Origin of the sequence: Brevibacterium sp. 239c, assembly GCF_900169365.1 — a bacterium.
Lineage (GTDB): Bacteria > Actinomycetota > Actinomycetes > Actinomycetales > Brevibacteriaceae > Brevibacterium.
Map to the genome: position 1 here is coordinate 20,145 of NZ_FXZH01000012.1, position 13,356 is coordinate 33,500.

A 13,356-nucleotide genomic window follows, 5' to 3' on the forward strand; every position below is an offset into this window, starting at 1 on the left:
AGCGCTCCTAACCCGAGTGGCGTTCGAGGAACTCGTAGACCTCGGTGTCATCGACTCCGGGGACGGCGCCGGGCGGAACGGCCGCAAGCAGGGATGCGTGCATCTGCGCCGAAGGCAGGGCCTGGTTCTCCCACTTCTCGGCGAGATCCTCGGGTGCCTGACGGCAGCAGGCGGGGTCCGGGCATGCTGACTTGGAACGGATCTGCGATTCGCGTCCCTCGAACCACTTCACGTGGGCGAAGGGGACTCCGACACTGATGGCGAAGTCACCGCCGGGCAGTACGCGTGCGGTGCACCAGAATGAGCCCTCCGGCGTGTCCGTGTACTGGTAGTAGGGGCTGAACCTGTCCGCGACACGGAACACCGTGCGAGAGGTGAAGCGTTTGCACGCGAACTGTCCCTCGATGGCGCCAAGTGGATCCGTGGGATAGGGCAGTCCGTCGTTGGAGTAGGCCTTGTGGATCGTTCCCGAGCGGTGAACCTTCATGAAGTGCACGGGCAGACCCAGATGTTCGGTGGCCAGATTCGTGAACCGGTGGGCGGCCATCTCGTAGCTGACGCCGAACATATCGCGCAGATGCTCGACCGATATCTCACGCCTCTTCTTCTCCTCCACGAGCATCGGCACGGCAGAGCTCTGCGGCAGCAGCACCGCCGCAGCCAGATAGTTCGCCTCGACTCGTTGCTGGAGGAACTCGCTGAAATCCTTCGGAGAGTCGTGGCCGAGTACGTGTGCGGCCAGGCTCGTGAGCAGATGGGAGCGCGGATCTGCGGCGGCATCGGAGTTGGGCAGATAGAGGCGGTTGTTGGCCGTGTCCGAGATCGACCGGGTTGATGTGGGCAAATCGGAAACGTAGTGAAGGCTGAATCCCAGCTTCTCCGCGATCGTCGCCGTCTGCCGTTGGGAGACCGTGCCCGATTCATAGCCGGCCAGGCGCAGGAGCTCAGCCGCCTGGGCCTCGAGGTCGGCGAAGTAGTTGTTCTTCTCACGCATGCGCTCGCGCAGCTCCCGGTTGGCCCGACGAGCCTCCTCCGGAGTCGCGGCTCGACGTTCGAGGACCTGGCCGAGCTGTCTCTGCAGACCCACGATCGCTTCGAGGGCGTCGTGGGGCAGTGATTTGATCCGCACCTGTGGCAGACCCAAAGAGGAGTACATGGGCGACGCCTGGTTGCGTTCGGCTTCGAGTTCGAGAGCCTGCCTGCCGTCGACTGGCGTGGGGTCGATGAGCTCGGCGACTTCGGTGTGCAGGGCCTTCGCGATCGCGCTCAACAGCGTGACAGAAGTTTCTCGCTTGCCGTTCTCGATCGTTGAGATCTGGGAGGCTGCGCGCCCCACCTTCTCGCCCAGCTCGGTGAGGGTCAGCCCTTGCTGTTTGCGAAAAAACCTGATTCTTCTACCGATGCTGAGGGTGTCGGCTTCCTGGTCGGTGTCCTTCAGATCGATCTCGTTGCTTGTCATGGCGGCTCCCGTCGACATCGTGTCCTGGTTCACATGCAGTGAGAGCAAGTATGACAGAACGGGGAAATTTCTAAAAACGGAAAACTGTCGATTATTCATTCAAGAAACCTCTATCGACCCCCTTGCACCCACGGCAGACTGGTCTCACCAACCCCGAACGAGTAGGAGTGAGAAACAATGACTGACAACACCACGCAGAGCAGCTTGCACGATGCTGAGGCCATCCGCCGCGATTGGGCAACCAATGCCCGCTGGTCGGGAGTCGCTCGTGACTACGAGCCCGAGGATGTCGTCAAACTGCGCGGTTCGCTGATCGAAGAGCACACGCTGGCACGTCACGGTGCCGAGCGCCTGTGGAACCAGGTGGCCTCCACCGACATCAAGTCAGGTGACTACACCAACGCACTCGGTGCGCTGACCGGCAACCAGGCAGTTGAGCAGGTCAAGGCCGGCCTCAACGCCATCTACCTCTCCGGCTGGCAGGTCGCCGCCGACGCGAACGCCGCCGGACAGACTTACCCAGATCAGTCGATCTACCCGGCCAACTCGGTGCCGCAGGTCGTGCGTCGGATCAACAATGCGCTCATGCGTGCCGACCAGATCGAGAGCTCAGAAGGCAACAAGCAGGTTGACGACTGGTTCGCACCGATCGTGGCCGACGCAGAAGCAGGCTTCGGCGGTTCGATCAACGTCTACGAGCTCATGCGCTCGATGATCTCCGCCGGCGCAGCCGGTGTGCACTTCGAGGATCAGCTCGGTTCGGAGAAGAAGTGCGGCCACCTCGGCGGCAAGGTTCTCGTCCCGACCTCGCAGCACATCCGCACACTCAACGCGGCTCGCCTCGCGGCCGACGTCGAGAACGTGCCCAGCCTCGTCATCGCCCGTACAGATGCTGAGGCAGCCACGCTCATGACCTCGGACATCGACGAGCGCGATCAGAAGTTCGTCACCGGTGAGCGCACCTCTGAAGGCTTCTACAAGATCACGAACGGCATCGAAGCAGGCATCGCCCGCGGACTGTCCTTCGCTCCCTACGCGGACATGCTGTGGATGGAGACCTCCACACCGGATCTCGAAGCTGCCAAGCAGTTCGCCGATGCGATCCACGCCGAGTACCCGGACCAGATGCTGGCCTACAACTGCTCGCCGTCGTTCAACTGGCGCAAGCACCTCGACGATGCCACCATCGCGAAGTTCCAGCGCGAACTCGGAGCCATGGGCTACAAGTTCCAGTTCATCACCCTGGCCGGCTTCCACGCTCTGAACTACTCGATGTTCGATCTGGCTCACGGCTACGCCCGCAACCAGATGACTTCGTACGTCGATCTGCAGGAACGCGAGTTCGCTGCAGAGGACCGCGGCTACACCGCCACGAAGCACCAGCGCGAGGTGGGCACCGGTTACTTCGACCTGGTCTCGACCGCACTGAACCCGGAGTCCTCGACTACAGCTCTGGCCGGTTCGACCGAATCCGCTCAGTTCAGCTGAGCCTTCGGTGACCCGACCGGGTACTTGACGAGGGACACCGATTTCGTCGGTGGACCGGTCATCTAGAACTCGGCGCGGATCGACAGTGTTTTCACGGGGTTTGCACTGTTGATCCGCGCCGGCACACCGGTCATCACAGATCCAACCACAACCTCGGCGACACCAGCACCACCGAAGAACAGCACCAATGCACCAACGGCACCACAGACAGTAGAGCACCACCGCACCACAGCCACCGCAACGCACATCAGCAGCACACATTCCGACGGGTGAGGAGAAGCCCCATGTCTCACATCAAAATCAACGCCCCCATCGAACCAGGCTTCGACACAATCCTCTCGGAGTCCGCTCTCAACTTCATCGCAGCGCTCCACGATCGTTTCAGCGACCGTCTGGGCAAGCTGCTGGGAGTCCGCGGACGTCAGGCGCAGAGCATCCGGAACGGTACGTTCCCGAGGTTCACCCCAGACACCGCAGGAATCCGGGCCGACACCTCATGGAAGGTTGCCGGAGCGACCGGCGCACCCGGTCTCGAAGATCGACGCGTCGAGCTGACCGGCCCCGTCTCCGAACCTGAAGTCATTGCGGCGCTGAACTCTCGTGCGAAGGTCTGGCTCGCCGACCTCGAAGACGCAACAAGCCCGACCTGGGGCAACGTCATCGGCGGACAGCTCAACCTGTTCAACGCCATCCGCGGCAACCTGCCGGGCGTGAACAACCGCGAACAGCCGACGATCGGTCTGCGTCCCCGCGGCTGGCACCTGCCGGAGAAGCACCTGCTGCGCATCGACGACCAGGGCAGGGAATCAGAGACCTCGGGCGCCATGGTCGACTTCGGTCTCTACTTCTTCCATAACGCTCGCCGTCTCATCGACAACGGCTCGGGACCATACTTCTACCTGCCGAAGCTCGAATCCTTCCGCGAAGCACGTCTGTGGAACGAGATCTTCGTCTTCGCACAGGACTACATGGGCATCCCGCAGGGAACCATCCGCGCGACCGCTCACATTGAGACGATCACCGCTGTGTTCCAGATGGAAGAGATCCTGTGGGAGCTGCGCGACCACTGTGCCGGCCTCAACGCAGCAGGATGGGACTACCTGTTCTCGCTGGTGAAGAACTTCCGCAATTCCCCGAAGTGGGTGTTGCCGGACCGTGAGCACCTGACAATGGGTCTGCCGCTCCTGCAGGCGTTCGCTGACCGTCTCGTCTCGACCTGCCACCGCCGCGGAGCACACGCGATCGGGACCATGGGCAACCTCATGACCACACACCCGGACAAGGAATTCGTCGCTTCAGAGCTGGCGAAGATGCGTGAAGACAAGGCTCGCGAAGCCTCACGCGGCTTCGACGGCACCTGGGTGGCCGAGCCGGGACTGGTGAATGATGCGTTGGAGGTCTTCGATGCTGCGCTCGGTGACAAGCCGAACCAGCTCGACAACCGCCGGGTCGATGCCCATGCCTGCGCCGAGCACATGCTCGACGTATCGGGTCTGGACACCACGGTCACCGAGGAAGGTGTTCGCCTGAACATCCGTGTGGCAATCGGCTACATGAACGAATGGCTGGGCGGCAACGGAAACGTCGCACTCGAGAACCTGCTCGAAGACGCGTCGACTGCTGAGATCTCTCGGTCACAGATCTGGCAGTGGATCCGTCACTCGGTGACACTGGACAACGGGAAGCAGGTCACCCGCGACCTGGTTGAGCGCTACATGGGCGAGGAGCTCGCTGTCATCGACCGCCACCCCGCTGACCACTACACCGAGGCTGTGGAGATCTTCCGCAAGAGCGCACTGGGCGAGGACTTCCCCGAATTCCTCACCATGCCTGCCTACACCGACCACCTGGTCGACAGGGTGTCGAAGGGCGCCGTATTCGCGGCCTGATCGCCATCCGCCGGCTGACATAGCCCGCTGCCCGAGTCTGGGAACGCAACAGGTATCAGTTGCGTCTTCCAGACTCGGGCAGTTTTGTGTGGCCTCAGCTCCATCCCTCAGCTCCACCCCTCGGGTGGCCAGGGCTGACCGTCGGCCTGGGCGTTGAGCTGGTAGGCGATCGCACCATCGATGGACTCACGGATGATGTCGGCGTGTCCGGCATGGCGAGCGATCTCGGTGGTGAGATGGCATAGGATCCATCGGACATTCATGACGAAGTCCTTGGGCATCCACGGATTGCCGGGCATCGGTACGACGGTGCCGAGGTCGGTTCCGTTCTCGTCCACGGCCCGACGAGCCACGTCGATCTCGGCGACGGCCTTCTCAAAGATCGCCACCACGTCGACGATGTCGAGGTCGGGGAGCGCAGACCCATCGAACATTCCTTCAAGGCCGAGTCCGTCGTTGATTGTCGGATATTCCTCCTCATCGATATAGCGGTCAGGTGCCTTCACCTGCAGCAGCCAACCGTTGAGGACCTGTGCCGCATGAGCTATGAGGCCGGAGATGCTCAGCGCGCTCGCAGTCGGGGCGGTGCGGGCCTGCTCGTCAGTGAGGTCGCGTGCAGTGAGCTTGAGTTGGGTGCACTGCTGCTCGAGGAAGGCGAACAGGGCGTCGGCCTCGGTTGTCACTGAGGGGGCGAAGAATGGCATGGGATCTCCTGAATGTCAGTCGTTGATCCGGTCGTCCGGACCTGTGACACAAGTATCTGACCGATTGCGGACATATACTGTCCGCTATGACCGCTGATTTCCGTCTGCTGTCGTTGCTGGGGATGGTGGCTTCGGGACGGACCTACTCCGCGACTGAGCTGGCCGCACACTTCGGTGTCACCCCGCGATCCATTCGCCGTGACATCACGAGCCTGCGGCAGCTCGGATATGTCATCGAATCAACCCCGAGCGCGGCCGGCGGATACCGCGCTCACTCGCGCACCGTCCTGCCCCCGCTGCAGCTCGAGGCCGGTGAAGCACTGGCCACAGCGCTCGGCTTGGCACTGCTCAACGGAGCCGGGTTGGGTACGTCGAACGCCGATTCAGCCACCGCGAAATTGCGCGAAATGCTGCCTGCTGTGATGCGCGAGATGATCGGGGACATCAGCACGGCGGTCTCTGTTCTGGCTGGTCACGAGCCTGGAGTCGACATGACATCGGTGATGACGACCGCCTCGGCGATTACGTCTCGAAGCGTCCTGACGTTCACCCACATGAAGCGGAAGCCAGCCGACAGCTCACGCGCGACGGCGATGGAGCGCCGGGTGGAGCCGGTGCAGCTGGTGGTTCTCGGCGCGCACTGGTATCTCTATGCCTGGGATCTCACCCGCAGCGACTGGCGCGTATTCCGCCTCGATCGGATGACTCAGGTTCACGAAACGACCTTCGCCTTCTCGCCCAGAGACCATCCCGACGCCGAGGCGGCGGTGAGTTCCGCCGTCACCACCGACGCGTACCGCCACACCGTGATCCTGGATGTCGATGCCACAGTGGCCGAGACCAAAGCGTGGTTCCCTACAAGGACGGCGACGATCACGAAGACCGACGACGGCGCCCGCATCGAGTTCGGTGTCGAGGACCTCGGATGGGCGGCCGTGATCACCGCGGCGACTCCCGTGGAATGTCGAGTGATCCAGCCCCCGGAACTCTTGGACGCACTGCGCGACCTTGGTGAGCGGGCGGCCAAAATGAGCGGGAGGCCCAAGTGAGCAGGGCCGGTCGTGAAGGCCCTGAGATGTCCTCACGATGACACGAGAATGAACTAATCAGGGCAGAGCCAATATACTTGTTGCTATGACGATTCTCATTGGCTATCTTCCTGCTCCTGAGGGTGAAGCAGCTCTGCGCGCGGGCTTCGCAGAGGCCAAACTTCGGTCGAGCAATGCTGTCGTGATCAACTCTCAACGACGCGGAGCCAGTGGAACCCCGACCGAGATCGACCAGGACGTCATCGACCGAATCGTCGCATTGGGCAAGGATTCGGACGTCGAGGTCGAGGTGCTCCAGCCCGATCACGAAGATGATCTGCCCGGAACCCTGAACGAGCTCGTCGAAGAACACGACGCTCAGCTCATCGTCATCGGACTGCGCAAACGCTCAGCCATCGGCAAATTCATCCTCGGCTCACAGGCCCAGCGAATCCTGCTCGAAGCCGAAGTTCCGGTCCTCACCGCCAAAGCCTGAGCCCAGGCGGCGTGCGCAGGAACCTGGGCAACGTGTGTCTGAGCCCTCGCTCATCGAGTGGGTTCGAGACCCCAGCCCCAGGCGAGCAACTCCGGCAGCGACACACCCTGGGCGTTGCTGAGGTCAGCGATCTGAGTCCGACAGGAATAGCCATCGGCCAGCACGACTCGTGTTCGGTCACCATCACCGGCAGCCTCACCTGTCCCCGCTGGTCCTCCAGCCCCGACCGCGTTCGGTGTCCGCTTGTGCAGCGCTTCCTGTTTGCGCAGGGCCGGCAGCAGAGCCACCTCGGCCACGGCGACGGAGGTTTCGTAATGGCCTTCTTCGACGCCGAAGTTCCCTGCCAGACCGCAGCAGCCGCCCAGGAACTTCGCCGCGGCGCCGGTCCTGGCCAGCAGCTCCTTGTCGGCGGCGTTGCCGAAGATCGCCGATTGATGACAGTGCGGCTGCACGAGTGCTTCGACCTCGTCCAGCCGTGGCAGTTCGGCACCCACGCTGAGGAGGTACTGGGCAAAGGTCTGCACGCGTGCGGCGACCCGGGCCGAGGCCTCATCGGCCAGAAGCTTCTGCGAATCATCCTTGAGGGTCGCCAGACATGAGGGTTCGACCCCGATGATGGGCACATCCCCGGTGGCATCGAGCGCGCTGATCGTCGCTCCCAGGTTCGCCTTCGCCGCGTCGAGCTGACCGGTCGAGATCAAGGGCAGGCCACAGCACACGGTCTGGTCGATGACGCGCACCGTGACACCCGCGCGTTCGAGCACGGCAACGGCGGCGGCGAGGATGCGCGGTGCGAAATGATTCGACCACGAATCGGCGAACAGAATCACCTCACGTGTATTCGCCCTGGCACCTGCCCCAGGTGCACCCGAATTCCTGGGCCCCACCTCGGCGGGGGTGGTGCCCGTGGTGGACCACCACTTCTTGAACGTCGTCGCCGCGAACTGCGGGATCGATCGGCGCACGTCGATCCCGGACAGCTTCTTGGCCACGGTCGTGAGTCCGGGCAGACCCGAGACTCGGTTGACCACGGGAGCCAATGGCGTGATGACCCGCGCCAACTGCGGCAGGAACCCGAGCGAATAATGCTTCATCGGCCGCAGTCTGCCCTTATAGGACTGGTAGAGGACCTCCGCTTTGTACGTGGACATGTCCGTGCCCGTCGGGCACTCGGTGCCACACGCCTTGCAGGACAGACAGAGGTCGAGCGCATCGGCGACTTCGGGGGACTGCCACGAGGAGTCGAGAAGGTCACCGGAGACCATCTCCTGCAGCACCCGGGCGCGACCGCGCGTGGAGTGCCGTTCATCGCGGGTGGCCTGGTAAGACGGGCACATGACTCCACCGGTATCGGCGGAGTCGGCGCGGCACTTGCCCACGCCGGTGCAGCGGTGCACGGCCGAGGCAAACCCTGCCGACTCTCCTTCGTAGGCCATCGCCAACTTGCCTGGCAGCTCTTCGCGCAGCGGCAGCCGGGTCAGGCGCAGTGATTCGCTGAGGGCATCCGGGTCGACGATGACTCCGGGGTTGAGCAGGTACTGCGGGTCGAAGAGCTCCTTGACCTCCTTGAACAGGTCGAGCACCGCCGGGGGATAGATGAGGCGCAGCAGCTCGGACCTGGCCCGACCGTCGCCATGCTCACCGGAGACGGATCCTCCGTAGCGCGCCACGAGCTTCGTCGCTGCGACCATGAATGTGCGCATCACCTCGGGCCCGTCGGGATCGTCGAGTGGAAAGTCCACGCGCATGTGCAGGCAGCCGTCGCCGAAGTGCCCGTAGGGAATGCCCCACAGGCCATGCTCGGTGAGCAGGTCCATCAGATCACGCAGATAGTCGCCGAGGTGCTCCACCGGAACCGCGGAATCCTCCCACCCGGCGTGGGCGTCACGACCATCGGGTGTGCGGGAGACCAAGCCGGCACCATCGGCGCGGATCGCCCACACCTCGGCGGCGGCCTGGGGGCCGAGAACCGCCGAGTCCAGGGAGCTGGACTCCCTGATCAGGCGCTTCGTCTCATCGACCAGTTCGGCTTCATCCTCGCCGGTGAGCTCGACGACGAGCCAGCCCGCGCCCTCTGGCAGGTGGGGGACCGCCTCGGCGCCCTTGGTTTCGATGACCCGATCGAGCATGCGCGAGTCGAGGCCCTCGCAGGCTGCGACCGGGAAGTCCTTCAACAGGGGAGCGTCATGTGCGGCGGCAACCATGTTTTCAAATCCGAGCACCACCGCCGCGGTATGGGTGGGGTCCTTGACCAGACGCATCTTCGCAGCGAGGACGATGCCCCAGGTGCCCTCGGTCCCGGCGAAGGCCCGGCGCAGGTCGAAGTCGTTCTCCGGGAGCAGGGACTCCAGCCCGTACCCGGAGACCTGCCGTGAGAAGGTGCCCAGACTCGTCCGGATGGTGCCCAGCTGCCCGGCCACGAGTTCATGCAGACGCGGGAACTGCTCGGACGAGTCGGTGTCGTCGAGGGTGACGATGGTGCCGTCGACGAGCATGACGACCAGCGCCAGGATGTTGTCGCCGGTGCGCCCGTAGCCCAGAGCGCGTGGCCCGCAGGCGTTGTTGCCGATCATCCCGCCGATCGTGCAGCGCGTATGGGTTGAGGGATCCGGGCCGAAACGCAGCCCGTGCGGCCGCGCCTGCGTCTGCAGAGAAGCGTGGATGCATCCGGCCTGAACCCATGCGGACTGCGCATCGGGGTTGAGTGAGAGGACCTCATTCATATGGCGGGAGAAGTCGAGAATGATTCCCGTGCCGATCGCATTGCCGGCGATCGAGGTGCCGGCGCCGCGGCTGGTGATGGGTACTCCCAGACGACGCGAGATCGCCAGTGTGCGCGAGACGTCGGCCTCGTCATGCGGGAACACGATTGCCTGGGGCACCAGGCGGAATAGGGAGGCATCGGTGGTGTACGCGGCACGATCGGTGTCATCGACGCTGAAGTCGCGAACCCCCGCAGACCGGAGCTCGGTCAGGAGGACATCGGCGAGAGACATCTCTGTCTCCGCAGAGTTCCGAGGTGCACTGGAGCTGTGAGCCAATGTGGTCATGTCCGCATTCTGCCACTTCAGTAGTCGGTGAGGTACTCCTTCGACGGTGAGTGGGATGGCACCGTCTCTGGGCGGGATGGCCAGATCGCGCAGAGCAGGAAATTCAGCAAACGTTACACAACCGTTATGTAAACGACCGAAAATGCGCCTGAACTTCTATAATTCGGGAATAATTGGCCTATTGTCATATACGTGGTATTTAATGGAACTACACATCTAGCTGGCATCGAGCCACAGACATAAGTAAGGGAAGAAACCATGTCGCGCCGCGCCCGTGAATTAACAGTTGACCAGACAGCCTTAGTTGGTGCCGTTCGTAAGGTTTCTCGTCAGCGAGCCAAAGTCAATACAGATTACGTGATGGCGATTCTTCGTGCTCGTGAAGAAGGGGCCACCTTCGGGTCCATCGCCGAGGCGGCAGGCACCTCCTCGCAGGCGGTGCAGGAGATCGTGCGCAGGCATGGTCCGATCCAGCGCACTGAGACCGCGACATCCGTGCCAACCCCCGCGAAATAGGGTTAGGAGGGCGCTGCTTGAGCGTCAGCTGACAGACGGTGGGCCGAGGCGCCCGGTGGGCCTGCGCATCACAGTGACGTGATCCGCACCCGAGGTGCGCCTTGGGTGCCCAATGGTGACCTGAGTCATTCGTTTCATTACTGATTGATAACAACAGTGCTTTATTGTGGAAATCCTGTGAAAAGCATGCATGTGGCATTAGACAGGCGATTTCCCAGGGTCGGTGAACGGCTCTTTCGACCCAGCGGTCATGTGATCGAGAAGCCTGGTTCCGGAGTATCGATTTCGGTTGCCCGTGGTGAAGTTCAGTTGGTTGAACTCGAGGCTTCGAGTTCCCTTGAATTCTGAATCAAAGCGGCTTAGATACAAGAAGTACACACTCGGGCCTGTATTGCAGTGTTGTTACAGGGGAAGCCCGTTCGGGGCCGACTAGAGTTGAACTATGAGCTCAGAGACCGACCTTCTGCCCAATGCTGTCAACGATCTGCCATTGATCCGCATCGCCTCGGACCTCTCCGCGATGGCGTGGGAGCAGATGGTGGCCTGGCGCAGCTCCCTCGGTGCGCAGCTTGATGCTTCGGTGGTGGACACGAAGACTTCGCCCAACGACCTCGTGACTCTCGCAGATGCGCAGATCGAATCACTCGTCCGCGGGTACCTGGCGAAGGTCCGCCCTGCAGACACGATGGTCGGTGAGGAGGGTGCGCCGGCACTGGATCCCATCGACTTCTTCGATGCGCAGTTCGTGCGTGAGCTCAACTGCTTTGACGCCAGCCGCAATGATCTCCTCGACATGAGCGATGATGGTGCGCCGCTGGAGTGGCACGTCGACCCCATCGACGGCACCGTCAACTATGTGCGCAACATCGAGCACTATGCCTTCTCCGTCGGGGTCTGCGAGGCTGGCGAGTCGCACGGGCGCGGCCTGGGCGACGAGGGCTGGCTCATCGGTCTCGTTGCTTCGCCGGGATTGAATGCCACTTGGGTGGGCGTGAAGGGCCGTGGTTCCTATCGCATTGAAGGTCGCCTGTCTGCGGCTGGGAGATCAATGTCGGGTAGCGATTCGACGGAGAGCGGTGATTCGACGAATGGTGGCGATTCGGCGTCTGGCATCCCTGCCCGGCGTCTGCGCGGGACGCCCGATGGACTCTCCGGCAGGCTGCTGGCCACGGGCTTTGCCTATACCGGCGACAACCGCGGACCGCAGCTGGCCAAGCTGTTCACCCTGATGGAGGGTTACGACGATATCCGGCGCTGCGGATCGGCCGCCATCGATCTCTGCATGCTCGCCGAAGGCAAGGTCAACAGCTATGCCGAGCGCGGCCTCGGGATCTATGACTATGCCGGTGGCGGCGTCATTGCCGCGGAAGCCGGTGCTCATGTGTCGCGGGGTGGGTCCGGTGGCCCCACTGCGGCCGCGGCAACCGAGCAGGAAGCCAGGCGTCTTATCGACTCGATCTGATGCGGCCCATCTGTCGGTGACTCCACCCACCGGTGCTCCCTGTCTGACCAGGCCATAAACTACTTCTATTGTCAATGTGAGATGAATAACGATAGATTGCTGTCACGTATTGCGTGAAGCTTAGGCTAAGCTAATTCACAGTTCGTGTTCATCTGTCATCAATGACTTTTGCAGGAAGTAGATCACCATGGTTTCGTCTCGTCTCCGTTTCAGCGCCCTGGCCGGCGTGGTTGCACTCGCACTGGCCGGCTGCGGCCAAGCTGCCGCCGAAGACACCGGCGCCGACGCAGCTTCCGGCAGCACCATCGACATCGAGGACAACAACGGTGCGCAGACCGTGGCGAGCCCGCCTTCCTCTGTAGTTGCCACAGACAACCGCACCTTCGAAACTCTCGACACCTGGGGCATCGAACTCAGTGCCGGCGCTGTTTCCCTGATGTCCTCAGATCTCAGCTACACGAAAGACGACTCGGTCCTCGACCTCGGCTCGCACCGCGAGCCCGACCTCGAAAAGGTCGTCGAGGCCAAACCAGACCTCATCATCAACGGTCAGCGATTCTCGCAGTTCCACGACGACCTCGCGAAGCTGGCCCCCGAGGCCACCGTGCTCGAACTCGACCCTCGCGACGGTGAGGACTTCGGCTCCGAACTCAAACGCCAGACGACAACTCTGGGGGAGGTCTTCGGCAAACAGGATGAGGCGAAGAAGATCATCGAGGATTACGATGCCGCGGTCGAGCGAGCCAAAACCGCCTATGACAGCAACGACAAGGCCATGGGCCTCATCACCTCGGCGGGTGACATCGGCTACTCCGCACCTTCGGTCGGACGCACCGTCGGACCGGTCTTCGACATCCTCGACCTGACCCCGTCCCTCGAAGTCGATGCGAGCAGCGAAGATCACCAGGGAGATGACATCTCCGTCGAAGCCATCGCAGACTCCGACCCCGATCTCATGATCGTCATGGATCGTGATGCTTCATTCGCGCCCGAGAAACGCGATGAAGGCTCGGCACCGGCTGCCGAAGTCCTCGAGAAGTCTGAAGCGCTCAAGGACGTTCCCGCGATCAAGGACGACAAGATCGTCTACTTCCCAGAGGACACCTACCTCAATGAAGGCATCCAGACGTACACGGAGTTCTTCGACACCTTCGCGGATCAGCTCGAAGGGCAGAAGTAAGACCAGCACGACGAAAGCCTCCTGATCTGGGAGCGCCACTACGGCGGTGGATGAGCCCCGGCCCATCCACCGCCTTGTCACGAA

The 13,356-nt window shown here is 62.5% G+C and carries 10 protein-coding genes; 7 read left to right on the forward strand and 3 right to left on the reverse strand.

What is annotated here, in order from left to right; translation table 11 throughout:
- Nucleotides 1-7: 7 nt before the first annotated feature.
- Nucleotides 8-1,459, reverse strand: coding sequence for a helix-turn-helix transcriptional regulator (locus BSP239C_RS12015; RefSeq protein ID WP_101573335.1), 1,452 nt, complete (start codon nucleotides 1,457-1,459; stop codon nucleotides 8-10).
- Nucleotides 1,460-1,636: 177 nt separating this feature from the next.
- On the opposite strand from BSP239C_RS12015, the gene aceA reads away from it, so the two are divergent.
- Together aceA and aceB are read left to right on the forward strand one after the other, a co-directional pair.
- A complete protein-coding gene (aceA, locus tag BSP239C_RS12020; RefSeq protein WP_101573168.1) occupies nucleotides 1,637-2,947 on the forward strand; it encodes an isocitrate lyase in 1,311 nt (436 codons plus the stop codon).
- Nucleotides 2,948-3,231: 284 nt separating this feature from the next.
- A complete protein-coding gene (gene aceB, locus BSP239C_RS12025) occupies nucleotides 3,232-4,836 on the forward strand; it encodes a malate synthase A (protein WP_101573170.1) in 1,605 nt (534 codons plus the stop codon).
- Nucleotides 4,837-4,943: 107 nt separating this feature from the next.
- On the opposite strand, the gene BSP239C_RS12030 is transcribed toward aceB, so the two are convergent.
- Nucleotides 4,944-5,540: a DinB family protein gene (locus BSP239C_RS12030; RefSeq protein ID WP_101573172.1), complete on the reverse strand. Its 597-nt coding sequence runs from the start codon at nucleotides 5,538-5,540 to the stop codon at nucleotides 4,944-4,946.
- Between the two features lie 86 nt (nucleotides 5,541-5,626).
- Between BSP239C_RS12030 and BSP239C_RS12035 the strand changes: the two genes are divergently transcribed.
- Both BSP239C_RS12035 and BSP239C_RS12040 read left to right on the forward strand, forming a co-directional pair.
- Entirely contained in the window at nucleotides 5,627-6,589 is a 963-nt protein-coding gene (locus BSP239C_RS12035; protein ID WP_101573173.1) for a YafY family protein, read from the forward strand.
- An 85-nt stretch (nucleotides 6,590-6,674) separates the two neighbouring features.
- Complete coding sequence (locus BSP239C_RS12040) at nucleotides 6,675-7,064, forward strand: universal stress protein (protein ID WP_101573175.1); 390 nt, start codon at nucleotides 6,675-6,677, stop codon at nucleotides 7,062-7,064.
- Nucleotides 7,065-7,114: 50 nt separating this feature from the next.
- On the opposite strand, the gene BSP239C_RS12045 is transcribed toward BSP239C_RS12040, so the two are convergent.
- Nucleotides 7,115-10,060 carry an FAD-binding and (Fe-S)-binding domain-containing protein gene (locus BSP239C_RS12045; RefSeq protein ID WP_101573177.1) on the reverse strand — a complete coding sequence of 982 codons (2,946 nt, stop codon included), beginning with the start codon at nucleotides 10,058-10,060 and terminating at the stop codon, nucleotides 7,115-7,117.
- 414 nt (nucleotides 10,061-10,474) lie between these two features.
- On the opposite strand from BSP239C_RS12045, the gene BSP239C_RS20745 reads away from it, so the two are divergent.
- From BSP239C_RS20745 to BSP239C_RS12055, 3 genes are all read left to right on the forward strand, one after another.
- A complete protein-coding gene (locus BSP239C_RS20745; RefSeq protein ID WP_180958998.1) occupies nucleotides 10,475-10,630 on the forward strand; it encodes a hypothetical protein in 156 nt (51 codons plus the stop codon).
- 442 nt (nucleotides 10,631-11,072) lie between these two features.
- The gene (locus BSP239C_RS12050) at nucleotides 11,073-12,092 is read left to right on the forward strand and encodes an inositol monophosphatase family protein (protein WP_101573179.1); all 1,020 of its coding nucleotides are present in this window, start codon (nucleotides 11,073-11,075) and stop codon (nucleotides 12,090-12,092) included.
- A gap of 187 nt (nucleotides 12,093-12,279) precedes the next feature.
- Nucleotides 12,280-13,272 carry a siderophore ABC transporter substrate-binding protein gene (locus tag BSP239C_RS12055; RefSeq protein WP_101573181.1) on the forward strand — a complete coding sequence of 331 codons (993 nt, stop codon included), beginning with the start codon at nucleotides 12,280-12,282 and terminating at the stop codon, nucleotides 13,270-13,272.
- Nucleotides 13,273-13,356: the final 84 nt, after the last annotated feature.